Origin of the sequence: Haloarcula sp. CBA1131, from assembly GCF_008728975.1 — an archaeon.
Classification (GTDB): domain Archaea; phylum Halobacteriota; class Halobacteria; order Halobacteriales; family Haloarculaceae; genus Haloarcula; species Haloarcula hispanica.
Genome location: NZ_RPCY01000001.1, coordinates 1,943,412 through 1,963,369, shown reverse-complemented (window position 1 = coordinate 1,963,369; position 19,958 = coordinate 1,943,412). Strand labels below are relative to the sequence as shown.

The 19,958-nt window shown below is 65.9% G+C and carries 21 protein-coding genes and 1 pseudogene; 14 read left to right on the top strand and 8 right to left on the bottom strand.

The genetic code is table 11. The annotated features are described in order from the left end of the window. The first annotated feature begins 265 nt into the window (after positions 1–265). From gfcR to Har1131_RS09960, 4 genes are all read left to right on the top strand, one after another. A complete protein-coding gene (gene gfcR / locus Har1131_RS09975) occupies positions 266–904 on the top strand; it encodes a transcriptional regulator GfcR (protein ID WP_014040388.1) in 639 nt (212 codons plus the stop codon). Positions 905–1,019: 115 nt separating this feature from the next. After that, on the top strand, positions 1,020–1,217 hold the full coding sequence (locus tag Har1131_RS09970; protein ID WP_008309112.1) for a DUF5800 family protein: 198 nt from the start codon (positions 1,020–1,022) through the stop codon (positions 1,215–1,217). A gap of 156 nt (positions 1,218–1,373) precedes the next feature. Beyond that, the gene (locus Har1131_RS09965; RefSeq protein WP_151146221.1) at positions 1,374–2,540 is read left to right on the top strand and encodes a thiolase domain-containing protein; all 1,167 of its coding nucleotides are present in this window, start codon (positions 1,374–1,376) and stop codon (positions 2,538–2,540) included. After that, on the top strand, positions 2,537–2,923 hold the full coding sequence (locus Har1131_RS09960) for a Zn-ribbon domain-containing OB-fold protein (RefSeq protein WP_014040390.1): 387 nt from the start codon (positions 2,537–2,539) through the stop codon (positions 2,921–2,923). The genes Har1131_RS09965 and Har1131_RS09960 overlap by 4 nt, the downstream gene beginning before the upstream one ends. Before the next feature lie 3 nt (positions 2,924–2,926). Here Har1131_RS09960 and Har1131_RS09955 read toward each other — a convergent pair whose 3' ends face one another. The 3 genes and pseudogenes from Har1131_RS09955 to Har1131_RS09945 form a co-directional block, all read right to left on the bottom strand. Next, the gene (locus Har1131_RS09955; protein WP_014040391.1) at positions 2,927–3,868 is read right to left on the bottom strand and encodes an alpha/beta fold hydrolase; all 942 of its coding nucleotides are present in this window, start codon (positions 3,866–3,868) and stop codon (positions 2,927–2,929) included. Between the two features lie 100 nt (positions 3,869–3,968). Next, positions 3,969–5,027: a methylmalonyl Co-A mutase-associated GTPase MeaB gene (meaB, locus tag Har1131_RS09950; RefSeq protein WP_014040392.1), complete on the bottom strand. Its 1,059-nt coding sequence runs from the start codon at positions 5,025–5,027 to the stop codon at positions 3,969–3,971. Further along, positions 5,024–5,445, bottom strand: a pseudogene (locus Har1131_RS09945) (cobalamin B12-binding domain-containing protein). Before Har1131_RS09945 ends, meaB begins: the two are co-directional and overlap by 4 nt. A 178-nt stretch (positions 5,446–5,623) precedes the next feature. On the opposite strand from Har1131_RS09945, the gene Har1131_RS09940 reads away from it, so the two are divergent. From Har1131_RS09940 to Har1131_RS09925, 4 genes are read left to right on the top strand one after another with little or no spacing between them, the layout of a single operon-like run. After that, positions 5,624–6,298 carry a glycosyltransferase family 2 protein gene (locus tag Har1131_RS09940; RefSeq protein ID WP_014040394.1) on the top strand — a complete coding sequence of 225 codons (675 nt, stop codon included), beginning with the start codon at positions 5,624–5,626 and terminating at the stop codon, positions 6,296–6,298. Positions 6,299–6,300: 2 nt separating this feature from the next. After that, positions 6,301–6,687, top strand: coding sequence for a DUF2304 domain-containing protein (locus Har1131_RS09935; RefSeq protein ID WP_050038083.1), 387 nt, complete (start codon positions 6,301–6,303; stop codon positions 6,685–6,687). Continuing rightward, positions 6,680–7,537 (top strand): polysaccharide deacetylase family protein, encoded by an 858-nt coding sequence (locus tag Har1131_RS09930; RefSeq protein WP_064288079.1) that lies wholly within the window; start codon positions 6,680–6,682, stop codon positions 7,535–7,537. The genes Har1131_RS09935 and Har1131_RS09930 overlap by 8 nt, the downstream gene beginning before the upstream one ends. Continuing rightward, entirely contained in the window at positions 7,534–8,556 is a 1,023-nt protein-coding gene (locus tag Har1131_RS09925) for a lysylphosphatidylglycerol synthase transmembrane domain-containing protein (protein ID WP_151146218.1), read from the top strand. Before Har1131_RS09930 ends, Har1131_RS09925 begins: the two co-directional genes overlap by 4 nt. A gap of 36 nt (positions 8,557–8,592) precedes the next feature. Here Har1131_RS09925 and Har1131_RS09920 read toward each other — a convergent pair whose 3' ends face one another. The 3 genes from Har1131_RS09920 to Har1131_RS09910 form a co-directional block, all read right to left on the bottom strand. Continuing rightward, complete coding sequence (locus tag Har1131_RS09920) at positions 8,593–10,380, bottom strand: glycosyltransferase family 39 protein (RefSeq protein WP_050038086.1); 1,788 nt, start codon at positions 10,378–10,380, stop codon at positions 8,593–8,595. 42 nt (positions 10,381–10,422) lie between these two features. Beyond that, entirely contained in the window at positions 10,423–11,109 is a 687-nt protein-coding gene (locus Har1131_RS09915; RefSeq protein WP_151146215.1) for a glycosyltransferase, read from the bottom strand. A gap of 70 nt (positions 11,110–11,179) precedes the next feature. Continuing rightward, on the bottom strand, positions 11,180–12,529 hold the full coding sequence (locus tag Har1131_RS09910; protein WP_079891635.1) for an MFS transporter: 1,350 nt from the start codon (positions 12,527–12,529) through the stop codon (positions 11,180–11,182). Between the two features lie 74 nt (positions 12,530–12,603). On the opposite strand from Har1131_RS09910, the gene Har1131_RS09905 reads away from it, so the two are divergent. Then, a complete protein-coding gene (locus Har1131_RS09905; RefSeq protein WP_004518043.1) occupies positions 12,604–12,831 on the top strand; it encodes a ribbon-helix-helix domain-containing protein in 228 nt (75 codons plus the stop codon). Here Har1131_RS09905 and Har1131_RS09900 read toward each other — a convergent pair. Both Har1131_RS09900 and Har1131_RS09895 read right to left on the bottom strand, forming a co-directional pair. Next, positions 12,828–13,163 carry a hypothetical protein gene (locus tag Har1131_RS09900; RefSeq protein WP_129755170.1) on the bottom strand — a complete coding sequence of 112 codons (336 nt, stop codon included), beginning with the start codon at positions 13,161–13,163 and terminating at the stop codon, positions 12,828–12,830. The two genes, Har1131_RS09905 and Har1131_RS09900, sit on opposite strands and share 4 nt — an antisense overlap. 40 nt (positions 13,164–13,203) lie before the next feature. Next, positions 13,204–13,749, bottom strand: a complete 546-nt coding sequence (locus Har1131_RS09895; RefSeq protein WP_014040403.1) for a hypothetical protein — start codon at positions 13,747–13,749, stop codon at positions 13,204–13,206. A 216-nt stretch (positions 13,750–13,965) separates the two neighbouring features. On the opposite strand from Har1131_RS09895, the gene Har1131_RS09890 reads away from it, so the two are divergent. From Har1131_RS09890 to Har1131_RS09875, 5 genes are read left to right on the top strand one after another with little or no spacing between them, the layout of a single operon-like run. Continuing rightward, positions 13,966–15,585 carry a hypothetical protein gene (locus Har1131_RS09890; protein WP_225308103.1) on the top strand — a complete coding sequence of 540 codons (1,620 nt, stop codon included), beginning with the start codon at positions 13,966–13,968 and terminating at the stop codon, positions 15,583–15,585. Between the two features lie 2 nt (positions 15,586–15,587). Further along, positions 15,588–16,205: a DUF4129 domain-containing protein gene (locus Har1131_RS22150; protein WP_225308133.1), complete on the top strand. Its 618-nt coding sequence runs from the start codon at positions 15,588–15,590 to the stop codon at positions 16,203–16,205. Beyond that, positions 16,202–17,140 (top strand): hypothetical protein, encoded by a 939-nt coding sequence (locus Har1131_RS09885; RefSeq protein ID WP_151146212.1) that lies wholly within the window; start codon positions 16,202–16,204, stop codon positions 17,138–17,140. The genes Har1131_RS22150 and Har1131_RS09885 overlap by 4 nt, the downstream gene beginning before the upstream one ends. Next, complete coding sequence (locus Har1131_RS09880) at positions 17,140–18,471, top strand: DUF58 domain-containing protein (RefSeq protein WP_151146209.1); 1,332 nt, start codon at positions 17,140–17,142, stop codon at positions 18,469–18,471. The genes Har1131_RS09885 and Har1131_RS09880 overlap by 1 nt, the downstream gene beginning before the upstream one ends. Then, entirely contained in the window at positions 18,472–19,899 is a 1,428-nt protein-coding gene (locus Har1131_RS09875) for a glycosyl transferase (RefSeq protein WP_151146206.1), read from the top strand. Positions 19,900–19,958 lie beyond the last annotated feature (59 nt).

Here is a 19,958-nt window from a genome sequence, read left to right as displayed (position 1 = left end):
AGAGACGATGGACGGGAACGGTGGGAGAGTCCCGCCTGTACCGCTGGTGCGTGCGGTCCCGCGGACAACCATGCTCCGTGAGACGGTTGACGTCGGCCGGGTCGGAGTGGTGGGGAACATTGGTGACCCAACGGTGGTCCCACCTGGTCCCGGACGGCAGGGGGAGTGAAACCCAGCCGCTAGAGATATACAACTGATGTTGTAAATAAATTTTCGGTAAGTGAAGAACACTGCCTATTAAATCCTCGCACACGGAGATGGTGGTATGAAGAATATCGACGACCTCGTCGACAGCGCGTCCGACCTGGCACAGCGTGGCCTCTCTAAGGGCGAGATCGCTGACGAGCTCAACGTCTCCCGCGAGACGGCGAGTTGGCTTGTCGAACGCAGCGGCACCGGCACGGAACCGGAGACGAGCGACGACGGCGGTCCCCACGACATCCACGTCGACTGGTCCGCCGTCGGGCGGGACAGCAACCGGCTGTACCACGCGGGGGCGGCGATGGCGGACCTGCTCTCGAAGAAAGGCGACGACGTGGACCTCACCATCGGCATCGAGAAGGCCGGCGCACCGCTTGCGACGACTGTTGCCCGGGAACTGGAAACCGACCTCGGGACGTACGCCCCGACGAAACACCAGTGGGACGACGACGAGAGCGAGACCAGTGACGGTTCGTTCTCCCGGAACTTCGCGCAGATCCGGGACCGCGACTGCTACGTCGTCGACGACACTATCACGAGCGGCAAGACGATGGGCGAAACCATCGACGCGATCCACGAACAGGGCGGCAACCCCGTGGCCTGCGTCGTGCTGGCTGACAAGCGCGGCGTCGGCGACATCCGCGGCGTCCCGGTGTACTCCCTGCTGCAGGTCATCCGAGTCGGCAGCGACGGCGACTCGTAACAATCCTGACGGACTGACCGGAGCGCGTGTTACGTCGAGCGGCCGTCGAAGCACCTGAATCAGTGTGGCCGCGCGAGAGACTATCCTTTTATTCGTGCCGTGCGTAATCCGCGGCATGACTGTACTGTCGTTCGACGAACAGGGCGTAGATGTCGTCTACGAGGGGACGGAGTTCCGCCTCGAAAAGGCCCTCATCGAGGACGCCATCCAGAAGTCGTATCCCGACGTGACCGATCACGAAGTGCTGCAGATGGTCGAGCCGGAACCCGCGCTGTCGGGAGAACCCCAGCGTATCGCCGAGATCGTGAACTGAAGCGGGGATAGTTCCTTTCTGGGCAATAGATCCTTCGTGGGAGATAACCTCGATTAAGAACCCATACCCCGTTTTTAGGCGTTTATGGCCCCGAATATGCGCTAATTAAGCATCCGAGCAGTAGGCATTTAAGCCGTCAGCGCACACTGGGAGATAATGTCAGACCCACGTATCGCCGGGGCTAGCGTGACACATTTCGGGAAACACCCCGAGCGAACCGGCCGAGACCTGTTCGCCGAGGCCGGACTCGAAGCGCTATCGCAATCCGGAATCGACCCGGACGACGCTGAAGCCCTCTATTACGGCAACTTCATGGGAGAGCTCGCGGAACACCAGGGCCATCAGGGCCCGCTTATGGCCGAGGCCATTGGCCTGGACGTTCCGGCGACCCGCGTCGAAGCGGCCTGTGCATCAGCCGGTACGGCCGTTCGTGAAGCCGTCAAGACGATCCGGAACGGCGAAGCGGAGGTCGTCGTCGTCGGCGGCGCAGAGCGGATGACTAATATCGGGACGGCGGCGGCGACGGACGCGCTCGCTATCGCCGCCGACGACCTCTACGAGGTCCGCGCCGGGATGACCTTCCCCGGGGCGTACGCGCTGATGGCCCGGTCGTACTTCGACCAGTACGGCGGCTCCCACGAGGACCTCGCTCACATCGCCGTCAAGAACCACGAGCACGCGCTGGTCAACGAGCACGCCCAGATTCAGCAGGAAATCACGGTCGAGGACGCGATGGAGGCCCCGACGATTGCGGACCCGCTGGGCCTCTATGACTCCTGTCCGATTACTGACGGGGCCGCGGCTGCCGTCCTGACGACGGAGGCCTACGCTGAGGAACACGACCTGGACGCCCCAGTCGCCATCACCGGCACCGGACAGGGCGGCGACAATCTCGCACTGCAGGACCGCCCGCATCTGGCACAGACCCCCGCCGCCGACAAGGCCGCCGAAGAGGCCTACGGGGACGCCGGCGTCGGTCCAGACGACGTCGACTTCGCCGAAGTCCACGACTGTTTCACTATCGCGGAAGTACTCGCAATCGAATCGCTGGGCTTCTACGAGCGCGGTGAGGGCATCGCCGCGGCGCGCAACGGGGAGACGACCCGTGACGGCGACCTCCCGATAAACCTCTCTGGCGGGCTGAAAGCCAAAGGTCACCCGGTCGGCGCGACCGGTGTCGCCCAGTTGGCGACCGTTGCCTGGCTCCTCGATGGGTCGCACCCGCGGGCCGACGCCGTCCCGGACAGCACCATCGGCGTCGCGCACAACGCGGGCGGTACAGTCGCGTCTACGACCGTCCACGTCATGGAGGTGCAAGAATGACCGAATCCGCACGAGACGGCGAGTACGACGAGTGGCTCGACAGCATCGAATCGGACGACGGTTATTACCTCGAATGTTCGAACGGCCACGGCTGGCTGCCGCCCCGGCGAGTGTGTCCGCGCTGCCACGACCAGGAACTCTCGGCGGTCGATCTGCCAGAATCCGGTGAAATCGCGAGCCACACGACGATTACGGTCCCGACGCCGCAGTTCGAGGACGACGCGCCCTACGTCACCGCCATCGCCGACTTCGGACCGGTGTCGGTCACGGGACTCGTCCGTGACGTGGACCCGGACGACGTTGCCATCGGCGACGTGGTCGGGATCGACGTCGGCGAGCGCGTGACGACCGGCGACAGAGCCGTCGTGTTCCGGCCGCGCTAGAACTCAGTTCTCGACCGTTACCGACGTCACTCTGTCGCGGACCACGTCGACGAACTCACCGGGGTGTTCGACGTGGGGCAGGAGCAGCGAGTCACCGAACACGACGAGCATCGCGTCCGCCTGTTCGGCCAGGTCGCGACCCTCCGACAGCGGCGTGATGTCGGCGTCCTCGCCCCAGACCAGCGTCACGGGCACGTCGAGGCCGGCCAGCGTTTCACCGAGGTCGTCCTCCGGGTCGAGGAAGCCGGAGACGAACGACGCCGGTGCGAACCGCGCGCCGGGCTGGTGGCCGCTCTGCCACTCGTAGTCGACGACGTCCTCGGTGAGATTATCCATGTCGTAGTAGCCGTGGTCGGCGTGGAAGTGCCGGATGGAGGGTTTCGAGACGGTAAGGTTGTAGATGGCCTCGCCGATGACCGGCGCGCGGAGCAGCGAGCGGAGCCAGACGGTACGATTACCCATCGAACTGTCCGTCGGGCAGATGAGGACGAGTTCCTTGACGTCGACTTCCTGTGCCGCGCTGGCCGCGTAGGCCCCGGTCAGTGACGACGCGACGACGGTCGCATCGGTGGTGTTGTCCTCGATGAAATCGCGCACGAAGGCCGTGTACAGCGACGCCGAGTACAGCAGCGGCGGCCGGTCCGTGTGCCCGAAGCCCGGCAGATCCGGCGCGATGACGTGGTAGTCCTCAGCCAGCGTGTCGAACACCGTGTGGAACTCGTGATTGCTGGCAGCGGCGTTGATGCCGTGGCACAACACGAGGTCCGGGTCCGACGGGTCGCCGGCTTCAGTGTACGCAATATCGAACCCGCGCCAGCGGTACGTCCCCTGTTCCCCGTCGAGCATCGGTTCGAACGCGCCGGCCCGCGACTGCAGCACGCGGTTGGCAGCGGCTGTCGCGCCGACCGCACCAACGACCGCCCCGAGCGCCTTGCGGAGTCTCATACTGATATCTTGGGGCCCGGAGTGTGTTATACATGCTGGACGAGCATCAGGTGTCGATTGCCCGAGAGCTTTCTCAGTCCGGTGGGTGCCAGCCTCGTACTCAGGCCCCGTCGCGACGCTCGTCGAGACACGCACGGAGCGGCGCGAGGACCTCGTCGACGACGGTGTACGGGTCGGTGTTTCGCTCGATAACGGCATCGACGTACTGCTCGATGCCGCCGCGGCGGTCGAGTTCGTCGACCAGTAGTTCGTTGGCGTCCTCCCGAAGCAGGGTCCGAATCTCGGCGGCGAAGCGCTCCCGCGCCTGGCCCTCTCGGCGGCCGGTTCGGTCCAGGTAGTCCCCATGGTTGGCCAGCGCATCTAGGAAATCTTCGACGCCCTCGCCCCGATTGGCGACTGTCTCCACGATGGGGGGGTTCCACGTTTCCGACCCGTCGTCCTCGTCATCGGAGTCGTCGTCGGACGCGTCGCCGTGGTCACCGGCGAGTTCGGTCGGGCCGTGATGGCCGGAGTCCGGCCGTCCGCTCCGCCCCTGCAGCATCTCCCGGAGTTGCTGGACCGTCCGGTCGGCCCCATCGAGGTCGGCCTTGTTGACCACGAACACGTCCCCGATTTCGAGGATGCCGGCTTTGAGCATCTGCACGTCGTCGCCGCTGCCCGGCGGGACGAGCACGGCAACGGTGTCGGCGGTGCGGACGATGTCGACCTCGTTCTGGCCTGCGCCGACCGTCTCGACGATGATCTTGTCCTTGCCGAACGCGTCCAGCGCGGTCACGGCGTCGGTCGTCGCCGTCGACAGCCCACCGAGGGAGCCACGAGCGGACATCGACCGGAAGAACATGTCCATATCGCCGGCATTCGAGGCCATCCGTATCCGGTCGCCGAGCACCGCGCCGCCGGAGAACGGCGAGGACGGGTCGATAGCGATGACGCCGACGGTCTGGCCCTGCTCGCGGTAGGTCGCTGCGACCTTGTCGACCAGCGTGGACTTGCCCGCACCGGGGCTGCCCGTGACGCCGATAACGTCGGCTGTCCCGGTGTGCTGGTGGAGGTCGGAAATTATCTCTCGGTACCCCGACGAACGGTTCTCTATCAGTGTGATGACTCTGGCGAGGGCGCTGTGCTTGCCCGCAAGCAGGTCAGCGACGAGGTCGCTCATCGCTCGGGCGCGTTCTCGTGGATGTAGTCGATCATCTCCTCCATGGACGCGCCCGGGCCGAATATCTCGTCGACGCCCTGGCCGCGGAGTTCCTCCTGATCGTCATCCGGGACGATGCCGCCGACGAGGATGAGCCGGTCATCGAACGCGTCATACTCTCTTAGCCCGTCGAGAATCTTTGGGACCAGCGTGTTGTGCGCCCCGAGAGAATGGAGATGCCGACAACATCTACGTCCTCCTGCACAGCGGCCTGCACGACTTCGTCGGGCGCTCGATGGAGCCCTGAGTAAATCACTTCAAAGCCAGCGTCACGGAGCGCCCGCGCGATGACGTGTGCGCCCCGGTCGTGCCCGTCGAGTCCGACTTTCGCCACCAGACACCTGATGGTCCGTTCCGTCTGCTCCTGCTCGACACTCATGCCAGTACGTACCGCGCGGTGTGTTTTCATTCTTGCCCTATTCATCATGACCGATGTCGATTGCGAGTCCCCGCAGGGAACGAAATATGCTGCCGGGTCGAGTGCGGGCTCACAGACCAGAATAGGACCATTCCATAGAACGACAATTCTAAGTTCGCTGCTAGCGGCGTTTCCACCAGTGCGAACAGTCGCCGTCATCCCCGCGTACAACGAGTCGTCCACCATCGGGTCGGTGATCGACGGAACGAGCCGCTACGTCGACGAGGTGGTCGTCGTCGACGACGGGTCGTCGGACGACACCGCGGCCATCGCTCGCGAGCACGGCGCACACGTCGTCACACACGTCTTTAACACCGGCGTCGGCGGAGCCGTCAGGACGGGCTACCAGTACGCCATCCGCCACGACTACGACTTCGTCGTGCAGGTCGACGCCGACGGCCAGCACGACCCGGAGAAGATTCCGACCCTGCTTTCCCACGCCGAGGACGCGGACATGGTCATCGGCAGCCGCTACCTGAACGAGAGCATCGACGACTACCCGCTCATCAGGCGGCTGGGAATCACCTTCTTCACGACCGTCGTACGGAAGCTCGGCGGCATCGACATCACCGATGTGACGAGCGGCTTCCGCGTCTACCGCGTGTCGGCGCTACAGGACATCCTCCACCGCTCGGACAACCACTGGGCGGTCGAACAGACGCTCGACGCGGCCCAGCGCGGCCAGCGGATCGAAGAAGTATCGATAGAGATGCCGATCCGGGACGAGGGCGAGTCGCAGTTCAGCCTCGACACGCTCGTACTCTACCCGCTACGCATGACTGACACGGTGTTTCGCGTCCTCCTCTTTCGATAATCATGGTCTTTGGATTCGACTACTCACTGGTCAACCTCCTGTCGCTGGTCGTCGGCCTGGCCTTCCTCGCGAACGGGTACATCATCGTCAGAAGCGAACGCGAATCGCTGGAGCTGTTCGTGATGTCGCTGCTGCTCGGCGCGGGGCTCATCGTCGTCGCCATCGTCCCAAACGTGTTCGAGGTCGTGGCGCGGCTGCTGGGCCTGGAGTGGAAAGCCCGGGCCATCCTCGTCATCTCGAACCTGACGCTGTTCGTGGCGGTGACGTACCTGCTCAACCGCATCGGGCACATGTACGACCGGCTGTCGCGGCTGAACGAGGAGCTGAGCCTCCTCCGGAGCGAACTGGAGGAACACCAGCTACAAACCGAGGACAAGCAGGATGAGTAACCGCGCGGTGCTGTCGATAGATTTCGAGCTGTTCACCCAGACGCCGGCGTACCGGAGCGCGTCGGGGACGACGGACCGCGACGGCGTCGGTCTCGACGGCGGCCGGTTTTTCAGGGAGATATTGGCGGAGTACGACGCGACTGCCACCGCGTTCGTGGTGTCATCAGTCGCCCAGTCCCACCCCGACGCCGTCCGGGCACTTGCGGATGCGGGACTGGAAGTCGCGTCGCACACGCACACCCACCAGTTGCTCTCGGACCTCGACAGCGACGGGCGACGGGCGGAACTGGCCGAGTCGAAGGACGTGCTGGAGCGGGTCACCGGCGAGCAGGTCTCCGGGTTCCGCGCGCCCGCCTTCGACATCACTGACGACCACTTCCACCTGCTGGCCGACATCGGATACACGTACGACTCTAGCGTCGTCTCAAGCCGGTCGATTCCGGGGTGGTACGGCGGCGAGTACGACATCCACAGACCGGTTCCGGCGTCGGCGGTGCACCCGGACGCGCCGGACAGTATCACCGAGTTCCCGGCGAGCGTCATGCCGGGGCTGCAGTTGCCCCTCACCGGGACCTGGCTCCGGTTTTTCGGCCCGCGGTACACGATTCTGGGCATGAGGCTACTGGCCCGCCGGGGCATCACGCCGATGCTGTACGTCCACCCGTGGGAACTGGTGGACCTGCCGGCCGTAGAGGGGGTGCCGACGCGAGTGTACGTCAGGACCGGTGACTGGATGCGACGGGCCGTCGAGCGGATCTTACAGCAGGACTTCGAGTTCACGACCGTACAGGCGGTGCTGGCGGATGGCGAAACGGTCGCGACACGGCTACACAGGGGCGAGACGCCGTGACGAGCCGGGCTCGTGATCTGGGGATCACGGTCGCCCAGTACGGTCTCGCCGTCGTTGCGCTGGCATGGCTACTCACGCAGTTCGACATCGCCAGCGCTGTCGACCTGCTCGCCGGCGTCAAGATTCAGACGGTGCTCGCTATCGTCGCCGTCAGCACGCTCGGCATCTGTGGCCGGGTCTACTCGTGGTACGCGGTAATCACCCCGCTCGCACCGGTCCAGTTCCGGACCGCCGCCGGGACGACGCTCATCGTGAACTTCGTTAATCAGTTGCTCCCCTCGCGGCTCTCGGGACGGCTGGCCGCGCCGTTCGTCCTCCGGAGCCAGACCGGAATGGCCTACAGCGACGCCGCCGCGGCGTCGGCGCTTCACACCGGCATCTTTGCGATATACTACGGCGTCGCGGCGACCGCAGGGCTCGTTCTAGCGATTCCACTGCTCCGGCTCGAACTCCTCCTGCTGTTAGCGCTTGCGACGAGCCTCTACTTCGCGGCCGGCCTCGCCATCCTGTTTGGAGGCCTCAATCTCTCGTATCTGGACCGGCTCATCGGCTTGCTGTCCGGGGTCGCGGTCCGGGTTCCACGCTTCGGTGAGGGACTCGCGGCACGGCTCGACGGCCTGCTGGAGTTTACCGACAGTTCGACCACGACGTTTCGGTCGCTCGCGAGCGAGCCGGCAGTGTGGCTCCGCTACGCGGTCGGCTGGGCCGTCGACCTCGTGCTCGCACCCGGTGTCCGCGTCGGCCTGCTGCTGGGGAGTTTCGGCGTCGCGTTCGAACCGCTGGTCGCGTTGCCGCTGTATCTCTTGGTCGCGTACACCGTGACGCTTCTGCCGCTGACGCCCGGCGGCATCGGCATCACCGAGGCCACGGCGACGGCGGTGTTCGTCGCGCTGGGTATCCCAGCGGAGGTCATCATCCCTATCATCTTCGTCGACCGGTTCCTCAGTATTTACCTGCCCTCGCTCGCGGGCTGGTATCCCTCCGTTCGGCTCGACGTCACGTCATTGACGACGGAGTAGTCGGCGGAAAACGGAGCGGGAAGTCGAGAAAACGGCTCAGAACGGCGGATGCCGGCTCGTGTCGCACTCGCCGTCCCGTTCCAGAATGAGGGTGTACTGGTTCGCCGCGAGTTCTTGCTCGTCGGCGAACTGGTCCGTGTGCGGGACGACACCGAGCCGCAGCAGGTCGGTGAACGACCCGGGGGTCGGTCGCTGGGGAACGAAGTTCGGCGGCCGCTCCTCGAACTCGGCGACGATTCTGTAGTTGTACTCCTCGTTCAGGAGATTCCGGAGGTAGGTCGCCTGTGCGTCGCCGTTCCGGTAGTAGGTGTCCTCCTTGAGATACAGCAGATCCCGATACCCGACCTGGATGTACCGCGGGCAGGCCATCGCCTCCTCCGCCTCCGAGTCCTGACCGGCGACGTGTCGGGCAGTCATCGAATGCGGGACGGCGGTGTCCTGGATGTGGACGCGGTAGGTCTCCACCACGTCGCCCTCGTCGCTGTTGTCTTCGAGCCAGGCCGTCGCCTCGTCTCGGGGCATGGATGCGAACTGTGCCGTCCCGATACCGGCGTAGACCGCCGTCGTCACCAGCAGAACGGCCAACACCGGGCGAGCGAGACTGGTCGAGCGCTCGCGGAGCTGCACCAGTCGGCCCCCGACGAGTAAGGCGATGAGCGGGAAGGTCGGCAGGAGGTGGTGTACGCGGAAGTCGTGCCACTGGGAGAACATCGCTATGTAGGCCACCAGTCCCGTCAGAACGAGGACGGTGCCGTGGAAGGCAGAGCCGCGGTCACGGATGGTTGCGACGGTCGCCACGACGCTCGCTGCGGCCGCGGCAAACAGCGGTAGCCCCAGCGCGCTGAAGTAGCCCCGGAGGAACCACCACCACATCGGGGCGTCGGGGCCCGTCGGATGGCTCATCCGCGAGGTCGAGCCGCCGAAGACCCGCTCGATGAACGGTTCGGCTCCCGCCACGAGCGCGGTTGGGAACCCGAGGACAATCATGGCGAACCCGAGCAGTGCGCCACTCAGCAGGAGCTTCGGCCGGTACAGCGTCTCCGTCAGCGGCGCGTCAGCGGCATGGGCACGCAGCAGGAAGGCGACACCGATGAGGAGGACGACCGGCGCGGCCGTCAGTTTGAACGCGATTGCGACACCGCCGGCGGCGCTCGCCGCCAGAAACAGCGTTCCGTCGTCCGTCTGGACGTACCTGACCAGCAGGTACAGCGCGAGGAGGACGAACACCAGCGCCGGCATATCTTCGCCGGCCTCCTTCGAGATGGTGAGGAAGCCGAAGGTCAGCGAGAGCACGACGGCCGACAGCCGGCCGGCGTTGCGGCCCTCGAGTGCGACGCCGAGGCGGTAGGTGAGGTAGACGGCACAGATTGCAGCAACGACGTTGGTTAGCCGGATGAAGACCAGGCTCCAGGTCCAGATCCACTCTGGCGTGGCGGCCCAGACTTCGTAGTGGCCGAACTCCCAGCTAGGGAAGGCAATCGTGGTGAATGCGCCCAGGTCGCCGGTGATGGCGGCGACGAGCACGACGGGGAGGATAGCCAGCGCATAGAGGTACAGCGTCGCGCCGAAGGGGGCCCGGCCCCACTCGACGCCGGCCTTGAGCCCCTCGAAACTCGGTTCTTCGAGGACCGACCCGTAGACGACCATCGCGTCAAGGAGACGACTGTACTCGTCACGGGTCGCGAAGTTCGGGATGCGGTGCCAGAACCAGAACCCGACCATAACAGTCGACAGCAGGAGCACGTAGCGGAGATAGGGGTCGTCCCGGAAATCCGACCGTACCTGTTCGACAGCACGTCGGGACAGTGACCGCCAGCTACTCATCGTGTCACTGCTCCGGGGTGTGTGTTGAAAAGGCTGCCCTTCTCAGAAATAGTCGGCATCGAACTCCCGGCGGAGGATGTAGTGGTTCGCGTATCCGCGGACGTACTTCGCGAACAGCGAAAGATATCCCTCGTCGGCCTCTCGGCGGGCCGACGTAGCGACACAGGAGTCGGCGTCGTAGACGATTCGGCCGTACTCTTTCATCCGCAAGGAGAGCTCCGTGTCCTCCATGAACGGGATGTCCTCGTCGAAGCCGCCCGCGGCCTCGAACGCGTCGGCCCGGAAGCTACAGTTGAAGCCCGGTTGCTGGACGAAGCCCAGCGGCCAGGACACCCGATACCAGTAGTCCGACAGCAGTTTGAACAGCACGCGGTGTTTGAGGCTGTCTTCGAGCGGGCGTGCGGGGCCGCCGACCCCCACCACATCGTCGTCGGTGTAGTGCCTGAGATGCAGGCGGACCCAGTCCTCGGGGACGACCGTATCGGCGTCGGTAAACAGCAGTATCGGGGCTTTTGCGGCCGCCGCTCCGCGGTTTCTGGCGATTCCCGCCCCACCCTCGTCGCACCGGACGACAGTATCGACGAAGGGCGTGTCGCGGGCCACCTGCTCTGTGCCGTCGTCGCCGCCGACCACGACGACTAGTTCGACGGGCTGTGACTCGAAGGGAGCCAGGCAGCGGGCCAGCGACTCCGCCTCGTTGTAGGCCGGGACGATGACTGCGGCGTCCATCTGAGAGGCAGGTACATCGCACAGACAGAAATAGCAAGCGATGCGACGGCCTGTCCCCGGTCTCAGGCAGTCACGAACGCCGCGCGAGGGCGGTTCCCGCGAGGACGGCGACAAGGGCGATGCCGGCGAGCGTCCCGAACAGCGCCGTCGCGTTCGCAAAGGCCAGAATCGACCCGGCCAGCCCGCCGCCGAGCGCGCCGACGCCGAACACGCCCAGATACGTGTAGCCGTACGAGAGTCCGCGCGTGCCGGCGGGCGTGTACTCCGCGACTGCGGCCTGATACATCGGCTGAACGACGAAGAGGGCAACGCCCAGAAGCGCACCAAGCACCGCTAACGGACCGAATCCCATGGCAGACACCGGAACGAACAGCACTGCAAGGACGGCAAGCACCAGAAACGAGCCGGCGATACCGTACTCGACGGGAATTCGGTCGCTCAGTTTCCCGCCGGCGTACTGGCCGAAAACGCCGATGAGCAACAGTCCGGCGTAGAAGTAGTCCTGTGGCTTGAGCGTCTGGCCCGTCCCGGCCTCGATACCGAGCGCCGACAGGACGCTGGGAGGCAACAACGTCTCTATCGGGATGGGCTCGAAGCCCGGCAGGTCCCGCAGGAGTTCCGGGAGGAAGGTGAGGACGCCGCGGTAGTACAGCCCCGAGCACATGACGACGACGAACACGAGCAGGAAGCTCCCTGTCAGCAGGTGCTTGCTCTCCGTGAGGAACTCCCCGAGCGAGTCGATACCGCTGCTGGCCTTCGACCCGCCGTCGGTTGCAGTCGTCACGGCTGCCGTCTCGTCGAAACTCGCCCGCGAGGCGTAGACGGCGGCGAGCAACGCGGGAACGCCGAGGACGAGCGCGACCGTCCGCCACTCGGCGACCAGCAGGAGAATTGCGGCGACGAGTGGGCCGAGGCCGATACCGAGGTTCCCGGCAACACCGTGGTAGGCCAGCCCGGTTCCGCGCTGTTCGACGCCTTTGCTGATGAGCGAGAGCCCGGCCGGGTGGTAGACGCTGGCCGAGAGTCCCCAGAGGACGAGCGCCAGCGCGATAACGACCATACTCGGGGCCAGTCCGAGCAGAATGTACGAGCCCCCCATACCGAGCAGACAGCCCGTGATGAGCCGGCGGGAGCCGATACGGTCGACGACGATACCGCCCGGGAGCGCGCCGGCCCCGAACAGGCCATAGCCCAGCGTTACGATGACGCCCACGGTCGCCGTCGTCACGTCGAACTGGGCGATGCCGAGGTTGATGAGGTCGAACTCGGTGAGCCAGATGACGACGAATATCGGGACCGCCATCTCGTAGGTGTGGACCAGCCCGTGTGCGAGCATGACCAGCGCGGTAATCGCTCGGTCGTTCGCGTTCACACTCTGGTTCGTGTCGGCCGCCGGCAAGTGTGTGACGGTTCCGCGCATCTGCGCGTGCGCCTTTTTCACCCCTCCCAAAACCAGGGGTGGGTTTTTATGTCCGAACAGTATAGGCGGCAAGTGTGAGCAAGATCAAGGTGTCACTTCCGGACCAGGTGGACTCGGACATCCAGCGACTCGTCGAACAGGGCGAGTTCCTCAACCGCGACCAGGCCGTCGAAGACCTCCTGAAGCGAGGGATTTCGGCCTACAACACTACGACGGAAGAGACCGAGACACTCGACGAAGAGATTTTCGACCAGACGGCATCCGAACAGCAGGACCCCGCGATGCAGGACGATTTCCTCTAGTCGCGGTTCTGTGAGAGTCGGCCGTCGTCCTCGGATGCCCGCTGTCCGGAGCCGTCGTTTTCCTGCCGACGTTGCTTCATTTTTGCGCCGGGTTTCGGACCTCTGTCGACTGACTCGTACGGCGTTTCCGCGATGCTCTCCGGGATGATGTACCACGCGAGGCCACCGCCAACGACGGTTCCGCCAACAAACATTCCGGCGACAACCAGCAGTTCCGCACCGCCGTACAACGTCACCAGCCCCATCGAGACGCCGATGAGAAGCGCGAACCCGACCTGCGTGTATCTGAGGAAGCGTTTCCGGTCGGCGTCCGTCATCGAGGGACCGACCATTAGCGGCCCCCGAAACCGGTGGCGCGCGTCGGTTCGGCCATCAGTAGAAGCCCCGCGCTACGTCTTCCTCGATGACGTCCTCGAACTCCGCGTCGAGTAGTTCCTCCGCTTCCTCGAACGTCTCCGTGAGTTCGGTCATCTGGTCGGGCCGGTCGTGGTGGTCGAACTCCATCGGGCCGTAGGCCGGGGAGTCCATCGCGTCCATCATGTCCTCAAGCAGCGCTTGCGGCGACGTGGGTGCGTCCGCGTGGGTTTCGAGTACCGTTTCGAGGTTCTTGGCCTTCTCCTTGGCGTCGTCCTCGTCTTCCGGTCCCTGCTGGACGCCGAAGATGCCCGACCCGTCGTTCGGAAACAGCGGGTCGATGTCGTCGTCGATACGGCGGGCCACCTGTGACCCGACGCCCTGTACCTCGAAGGGGTTCTTCGCGTAGGTCTTGAGCTGGTAGACACCGGCGTCGGGGTGACCGAAGTAGATGTCCTCGCCGATACCGTTCGCGCGGTCGCCCCCGACAGCGCGCCAGTCCCCCGGATTGGCATTGCTCTCCATCACGTCTTCGAGAATGTCCTGCCAGTCGCGAACGCGCATTGTCAGTTTCCCGTTCGGCCTGGGCCAGAATGAACCCATCGGTCCTGACCGTCGCCGGGCGGAAGCAGGGAGGTCGTGGATACGGACTGGCCAGCATGCCCACACGACTGGCGTTGCTGTCGGCGACCATACCGGGGATTGATTATCTTTCACGCAGATATCCATGATAACAGCGTTGGGTGTCGCGGTACGGGCGTAAGTTACGAGGGGCGACAAGTGGGTACAGCATCCGAGACCGGCCATGGCGGCGTCGACTGGCGGCAGCTGGCACTGGTAAGTCTCTGCCTCGTCGGGCTGATCGTCGCCGCGTTTCTGGCCCCGCCACCGATCACTGAGAGCGGGACCAGCAGCGGGGGCGGTGACGGGAGTCACGGCACCGAGCCAGTCACGCAGACGCCAGCCGATACGCGGGAACAACGCCGCGACGGTGGCGGGGGCGGCAGCGTCACCGACACCCAGACACCTGCAGGCACACGGGAACAACGCCGCGACGGAGGTGGGAGCGGCGGCGTCACGGGAGGAACAGAGCCGATTCCGATTCCCGGCGATACCGCCCCGCCCACTGCGGACGGCTGTGGCGTCCTCGTCGAGTCAGAGCCGAAAGCCGGGCATCCCCTCACCGTTCTGGTGTATCAGGACCTCGAACCGGCGGCCGCGACCCGTGTCTGGTTCAACGACCGATACGTCGGCCGGACTGACCAGAACGGCCAGGTGACCGCACAGGTTCCGTACCAGCGCGAGCTGAACGTAACGGTCGAATCGCCGGGAACAGAGCCCTGTCAGTTCTACCGTCGACCGTACGAGGAATCGGATACTGAAACAGCAAGCCTCCTCGTGGAAGGAGATGTGTTGTCGCTTGGCGGGACTACCTCGGTCTCAAACGGGGACGGGTACGCACGAAGTACCCTTGGCGCATTTGGGACGGTTCCTGGCGCATCTGGGATGGTCGATTCGACGGCCCCACGCCAGCAGACCGCGGCCGACAACGACACCGGTCAGTACCGTGTCGGCGGGAGCGTCAACGTGACACTGCTCGGCGAGCCGTACCCCGGGTCGACCGTCCCGCTCGTCGCAACGGTCGACGGCGTGCCAGTCCGAAACGCGACCGTGACCCGCAACGGCGACATCGTCGGTCGAACTGACACCGCCGGCCGGTATCAACTGACAGTCCCCGACAGCGATACCGCCGCAGTAACGGTGTCCCGCGGCGAGTTCGAGGGGTCCGCGCGCGTCGACGTGCTGAACTTACACGTCCGCGTCGTGCCTGCGAAGGCCCTCCCGGTACCAGGTGACAGGGCCGCTGTCAACGCTACGATAAACGGAAACCCGGTCGAGAACGCGACTGTCACGCTCGGCGACCAGCGCCGGGGAAAGACTGGCGCTGACGGCGCTGTTGCCGTCTCGCTCCCAGCAAACCCCTCGCTTCCCGTCACAGCGGCAACAGACAGACAGACAGCGAGAACGACGCTCTGGGGCGCGTACACCGGGACCATCGTGGTAAGTTCGATACTGCTGGTGGCAACCGTCGTGACCGTCGCTATCGCCGCAGTGATGTACTCCCCAAGGTCGCACGCGGCGTCGGTATTCTCTGGACAATCTTCGATTCGCTGTTTGTCATCGGCGTGCTCTGGGAACGGGACGGGCTGGTCGTCGCGCTCGCAGTCGTGGGCGTCGCCGCGCTGTACCACTATCGGACGGCTGCTTTCTCGGGCGGACAGGCGGTCGCATACGCGGCCAAGAACGGCGGTGAAACGGCGGCTGGCTTCGTCGCCCGCGTCGTTCAGTGGACCCGGCGAACGGCACTCTGGCTCGTCGGCCGTATCGAAGCCACGCTGAACATGGGCCGCCGACTGGCCGCCCGTCTGGCGACGTGGCTCTCATCGCTTCCGCTAACGCTGTCAGGGCTGTGGCGTCGCTTCCAGCGGTGGCTCCGGTCGGCCGGGTATCGAGCGGTCACTGTGGCCAGGGCTGAAAGCACGCCACGCAGGGTTGCAACGCTCGGCGGCTCGTGTGTCATCGTGACAGTGAGCTATGTTCGCTGGGGCACGACCGGTACCGTCGTGGCTGGGGCCGGGGTGGCACTGGGTGCGGTCGGTGTCTACATCGCTGGCCAGGTCGGCGATACGGACCGCCCGACTACGGCGTCTAACCCCGGACCGAGCGGGTCGGTCACTGACTCGTCGGGCGGCGGCGAATCGGCTCTCCCATCGATTCGCGACCTCTGGCGTGCGTTCGCCAAGCATGTCGTCCCCGGGCGCTGGCGGACGCGGACGCCCGGCGAGGTGTCCCGGGCCGCAATCGACAGCGGCCTCCCGAGGGCACCCGTCGAAGCACTGACAGAGGCGTTCCGGGACGTCGAATACGGCGGCCATTCGAGCGACAGCCGGCGCGAGCAGGCCCGTAGCGCGTACGATGCGCTGGTGGGTGCGAGCGACGAGCAGGAGGACGAAGGGTGAATCGCCGTCGCGTCGGGCTGGGAATCGCCGTGTTGTGTGGCCTGCTACTCGTGGCTGCCGGCGCGGTCCTCGGGCTGACAGGGACGCCAGAGCCGGCGGATTCCGGGCCGAGTGCGGCGGGTGTCCTCGTCCTCTTCGTCTGCGTGCTCGTGGCCTCCTGGAAGCTCTTCCGGACGCCCGACGACCCCTCGGTATCACCGTCGCCGTGGACTGCTGACGACAAGTTCACCGAGGGGTTTCTGGAGACGACACCGACAGACGACGCTGTCTCCGGAACCGAACTCGCGGAACGCGTCGAAGCGGCGGCTGCACAGGCCCGCGACGACGGGCCGGTCGCCGAGAGCGTCGGCCCCGTTCGGGAACCACTTCGGGCGGCGCTCACGGAGGCACTGGTCCAGGGCGGCCACGACCCCGACTCGGTGAAAGCACAGTTAGCCGCGGGGACCTGGACGGACGACCCGGTTGCCGCCGCGGTACTGGACGAATCCGTCACGCCACCGGACCGACCGTTTCGCACGCGCCTGTGGGCCTGGCTGTTTCCCGAAAAAGCCGTCCGGAAGCGGTGCGCACGGGCGATGACGGCAGTCAGCGTCGCGGCCGACGACGCGTTGCCGACAGTGGTCGGCCAGCAGGCGCCGCGTCCGGTGCCAGTCGTCGCCCCAGCGGTCGCCGACCTGCAGCGGGCGGCTGACGGGAGCCTCCAGCGGGCCGTCGACGGGTCGATTCCCGAGCGGGAAGCCGTCGGGACCAGCGCAGACGGCGCGTCTGACGGTGCCCACGTCGACGGAACCGCCACCGAGGGCGCAACTGCCGCGGACGGCCCGGCTGACTCCGAGTCGGAAGCTGGCGGGACAACGCCGGTTGACGAGGACGGAACGGATACCACAGCGACCGACGGGGCCGACTGGGGCGATGTGACGGAGGTGCAGGACTGATGGGCCGACGAGCCATGCGGTGGCGCGGCGCAATCGTCGCCGCACTGACACTCGCCGGAGCGGGCATCTGGGAGGGGAGCGGGACACTCCTGCTGGCCGCCACACTCCCGCTCTCGTATCTGGCCTACGGAATCCTGTCGACTGCTGCTGTCCCGGCAGCACTCGTCGTGTCACGGGCTGTCGACCCGACTCCAGCGCCGCCGGGGCACCCGGTTGCAGTCCAGTTGACGGTGACAAACAGCGGCCAGCAGACGCTGTCGGACATCCGGGTCGTCGACGGCGTTCCGACTGACCTCGCAGTGCTGGACGGGGCGCCACGCGGCGGCGAGACGCTTGCGGCCGGCGAATCAGTCACGCTCGAGTACACGCTCATCGCCCGCCGAGGCGAACACGACTTCGGCGAGCCGCGGCTCCGCGTCCGGGGTACGGGAGCCGGCGAGGTCGCGACTGCGAGACAACAGGCGGAGGGCGATGACAGGCTGGTGTGTCAGCTTGACGCCCAGGCACCGCCGCTGTCCGACCAGGGGACCGACCGCGTGGGCCAACTCACAACCGACGACCCCGGCGATGGCTTCACCTTCCACTCGACGCGGGAGTATCAGCGCGGGGACCCGGCCGGCCGCATCGACTGGCGCGGGTACGCGAAGCGGGGAGCGCTGTCGACGGTCAACTACGAGCAGTGGGTGTCGACGACGGTCGTGTTCGTCGTCGACGCCCGCTCGCCGGCGCGGGTGACCGCCGGCCCCGGTCGCCCGACGGCAGTCGAACTCGGCGCGTACGCGACGACGCACGCAGTGACCTCGCTGCTGGATGCCGGTCACGAAGTCGGGCTGGCAATCGTCGGCATCGACGGCGATGGCCCTGCGGGACTGACGTGGCTCCAGCCGGGCGACGGACCCAACCAGCGGTCGCTGGCTGTCGAACGGCTACGGGCCGCTGCTGATGCTGCCGAGAGCGACCCGGCTGGTGGTCCAGAAGACGAGGGCGACACACAGCGGCAGTTCCGGAAAGTGATGGAGGTAGCCGGACCGCGCTGCCAGCTGGTGCTCGTGTCGCCGTTGCTCGACGACGCGCCGGTCGCCGCGATGGAGTCCTGGGCGGCGTTCGATTGCCAGCGAACCATGCTCTCGACGGACGTAACCGCGGCGAGCACCGTCAGCGGACAGTACGAGCACGTCCGCCGTCGGACCCGTCTGGCGCGGTGTCAGGCGTCTGGGGCCCGGACAATCGACTGGCGGCGTGGGACACCGCTGCCGCTCATCCTCGATTACGCCTTCGCCGTTGCGGCGCACCAGCCGCGTGGCAGCGTGCAGCCGGGAGGTGGAGCGTAAATGATCGGCGGGCCGCGACTCGATACACCATCGGCCGTCGGCGACGAGGGGCGGCCGCGGGCGACCAGCCTAACTATCGTCGCGCTCATCGTCACTGCGTTCGCCCTGGCGACAGGGGTTCTGTCCGGCGACCCGCGACTGTTCAGCGGTATCGCACTCCTCGCCGGCATTGCCGTGGCGGGGTTATCGCTACTGGACCGGGACGGACTGGGACCGACGGTCATTGGCCACCTCTGTTTCCTGCCGGCAGCGACTGGCGTCGTTGCCTCGGTCGGGCAGGTGTCAGTCGCCCCGCTCATCGCGTTCGGTGTCGCCGTCGCAATGGTCGGCGTCGCGACCGCCTGGACCGACGTGCTCGACAGAGAGACCGTTTCGGAAGCGACAGTGAGCAGCGTCGTTTCGTATCTGTTCGCCGTGGTGGGCCTCGTCGTGGGTACGGTCGTCGTCGCGCTCGCGTGGCTTTGCTGGAAGGTGGTAAGCGCTGTCGCCGGTGGAGCGTCGCCGATAGCCACCACGGTCTGCCTCGGTGTACTCGGCGTCGCCGCGTCGGGCTGCCTGTATTTTGCTGTGACACAGCTCCCGCTCTTGCAGTTGACAGCTCGGAGCCGCCGCGACGCGATGGCGAACAGACTGAAACGGGGTACCCAGTCGCTCAAACTGGTCGCACTCGGTTCGGCAGCGTTCAGTGTAGTCGTTCCGCTGGCGCTTCTGGTAACGCCGTTTGGCCAGCTTGTGGCGTCCCCCCCGTTCAGTCTCGGTATCCGGCTGCTGTCGTCGTGGGTCGTTCTCGCGCCGCTTCTGGCAGTCACAGCCGGCGCGTTGCTTGCTGGTAGCGGTGCGATTGTCATCCGAAAGTTCACGACTGAGTTCGACGCCGCTTCGGTGCGGACTGTCGGGGCCGCCATCGCGGCCGCTGGCTACGTCGTGTTGCTAGCCCCGTTCCTCCTGCGAATCGGTATCTTCGGGTTCGCCTCGCTCCCGGCGGTGTTCTTCGGTGCCCTCCTGCTCCCACTGGTGGTGTATCTGCTTCTCGTTCTCGTCATCGGGGGACTCACGTTTGGCCTGTTGCCGGCGCGTGCCGGCCCCGCGGCACTGACCGCTTCGGGACTCATCTGTGCGAGCACCGGTGCGGCACAGGCCGACCTGTCATCGTTACTGGTGTTTGCTGGCGTCGTCGGCGGCCTCGTTGTCTGGGACGTTGGCACGTTCGGCCTGGGGCTGACAGCGGAACTGGGGCATCGGCCGGAAACGCGCCGGCTGGAGCTGTATCACAGCGTGTTCGCCGTCGGCGTCGGCCTTCTCGGTATCGCCGCCGTCGGTCTCGTCGATACAGCGCGTCACGCCGTCGGTGCCGCCATCGGATCGCCGGAGACAATGGCACTCGCCGCGATCGGTGTGTTACTGCTGCTCGCCCCGCTTCGTGGCTGAGGGACTGCTTCGCTGCTGGCCCGTCCAGAATGTGTCAGTAGCCACTGTGGCTCGACAAA

Excerpts from the sequence above, each read along its gene's own strand:
- gfcR (WP_014040388.1), top strand. The coding sequence starts at position 266 with ATGAAGAATATCGACGACCTCGTCGACAGCGCGTCCGACCTGGCACAG.
- Har1131_RS09970 (WP_008309112.1), top strand. The coding sequence starts at position 1,020 with ATGACTGTACTGTCGTTCGACGAACAGGGCGTAGATGTCGTCTACGAG.
- Har1131_RS09965 (WP_151146221.1), top strand. The coding sequence starts at position 1,374 with ATGTCAGACCCACGTATCGCCGGGGCTAGCGTGACACATTTCGGGAAA.
- Har1131_RS09960 (WP_014040390.1), top strand. The coding sequence starts at position 2,537 with ATGACCGAATCCGCACGAGACGGCGAGTACGACGAGTGGCTCGACAGC.
- Har1131_RS09955 (WP_014040391.1), bottom strand. The coding sequence starts at position 3,868 with ATGAGACTCCGCAAGGCGCTCGGGGCGGTCGTTGGTGCGGTCGGCGCG.
- meaB (WP_014040392.1), bottom strand. The coding sequence starts at position 5,027 with ATGAGCGACCTCGTCGCTGACCTGCTTGCGGGCAAGCACAGCGCCCTC.
- Har1131_RS09935 (WP_050038083.1), top strand. The coding sequence starts at position 6,301 with ATGGTCTTTGGATTCGACTACTCACTGGTCAACCTCCTGTCGCTGGTC.
- Har1131_RS09930 (WP_064288079.1), top strand. The coding sequence starts at position 6,680 with ATGAGTAACCGCGCGGTGCTGTCGATAGATTTCGAGCTGTTCACCCAG.
- Har1131_RS09920 (WP_050038086.1), bottom strand. The coding sequence starts at position 10,380 with ATGAGTAGCTGGCGGTCACTGTCCCGACGTGCTGTCGAACAGGTACGG.
- Har1131_RS09915 (WP_151146215.1), bottom strand. The coding sequence starts at position 11,109 with ATGGACGCCGCAGTCATCGTCCCGGCCTACAACGAGGCGGAGTCGCTG.
- Har1131_RS09910 (WP_079891635.1), bottom strand. The coding sequence starts at position 12,529 with ATGCGCGGAACCGTCACACACTTGCCGGCGGCCGACACGAACCAGAGT.
- Har1131_RS09900 (WP_129755170.1), bottom strand. The coding sequence starts at position 13,163 with ATGGTCGGTCCCTCGATGACGGACGCCGACCGGAAACGCTTCCTCAGA.
- Har1131_RS09895 (WP_014040403.1), bottom strand. The coding sequence starts at position 13,749 with ATGCGCGTTCGCGACTGGCAGGACATTCTCGAAGACGTGATGGAGAGC.
- Har1131_RS22150 (WP_225308133.1), top strand. The coding sequence starts at position 15,588 with ATGGGCCGCCGACTGGCCGCCCGTCTGGCGACGTGGCTCTCATCGCTT.
- Har1131_RS09880 (WP_151146209.1), top strand. The coding sequence starts at position 17,140 with ATGGGCCGACGAGCCATGCGGTGGCGCGGCGCAATCGTCGCCGCACTG.
- Har1131_RS09875 (WP_151146206.1), top strand. The coding sequence starts at position 18,472 with ATGATCGGCGGGCCGCGACTCGATACACCATCGGCCGTCGGCGACGAG.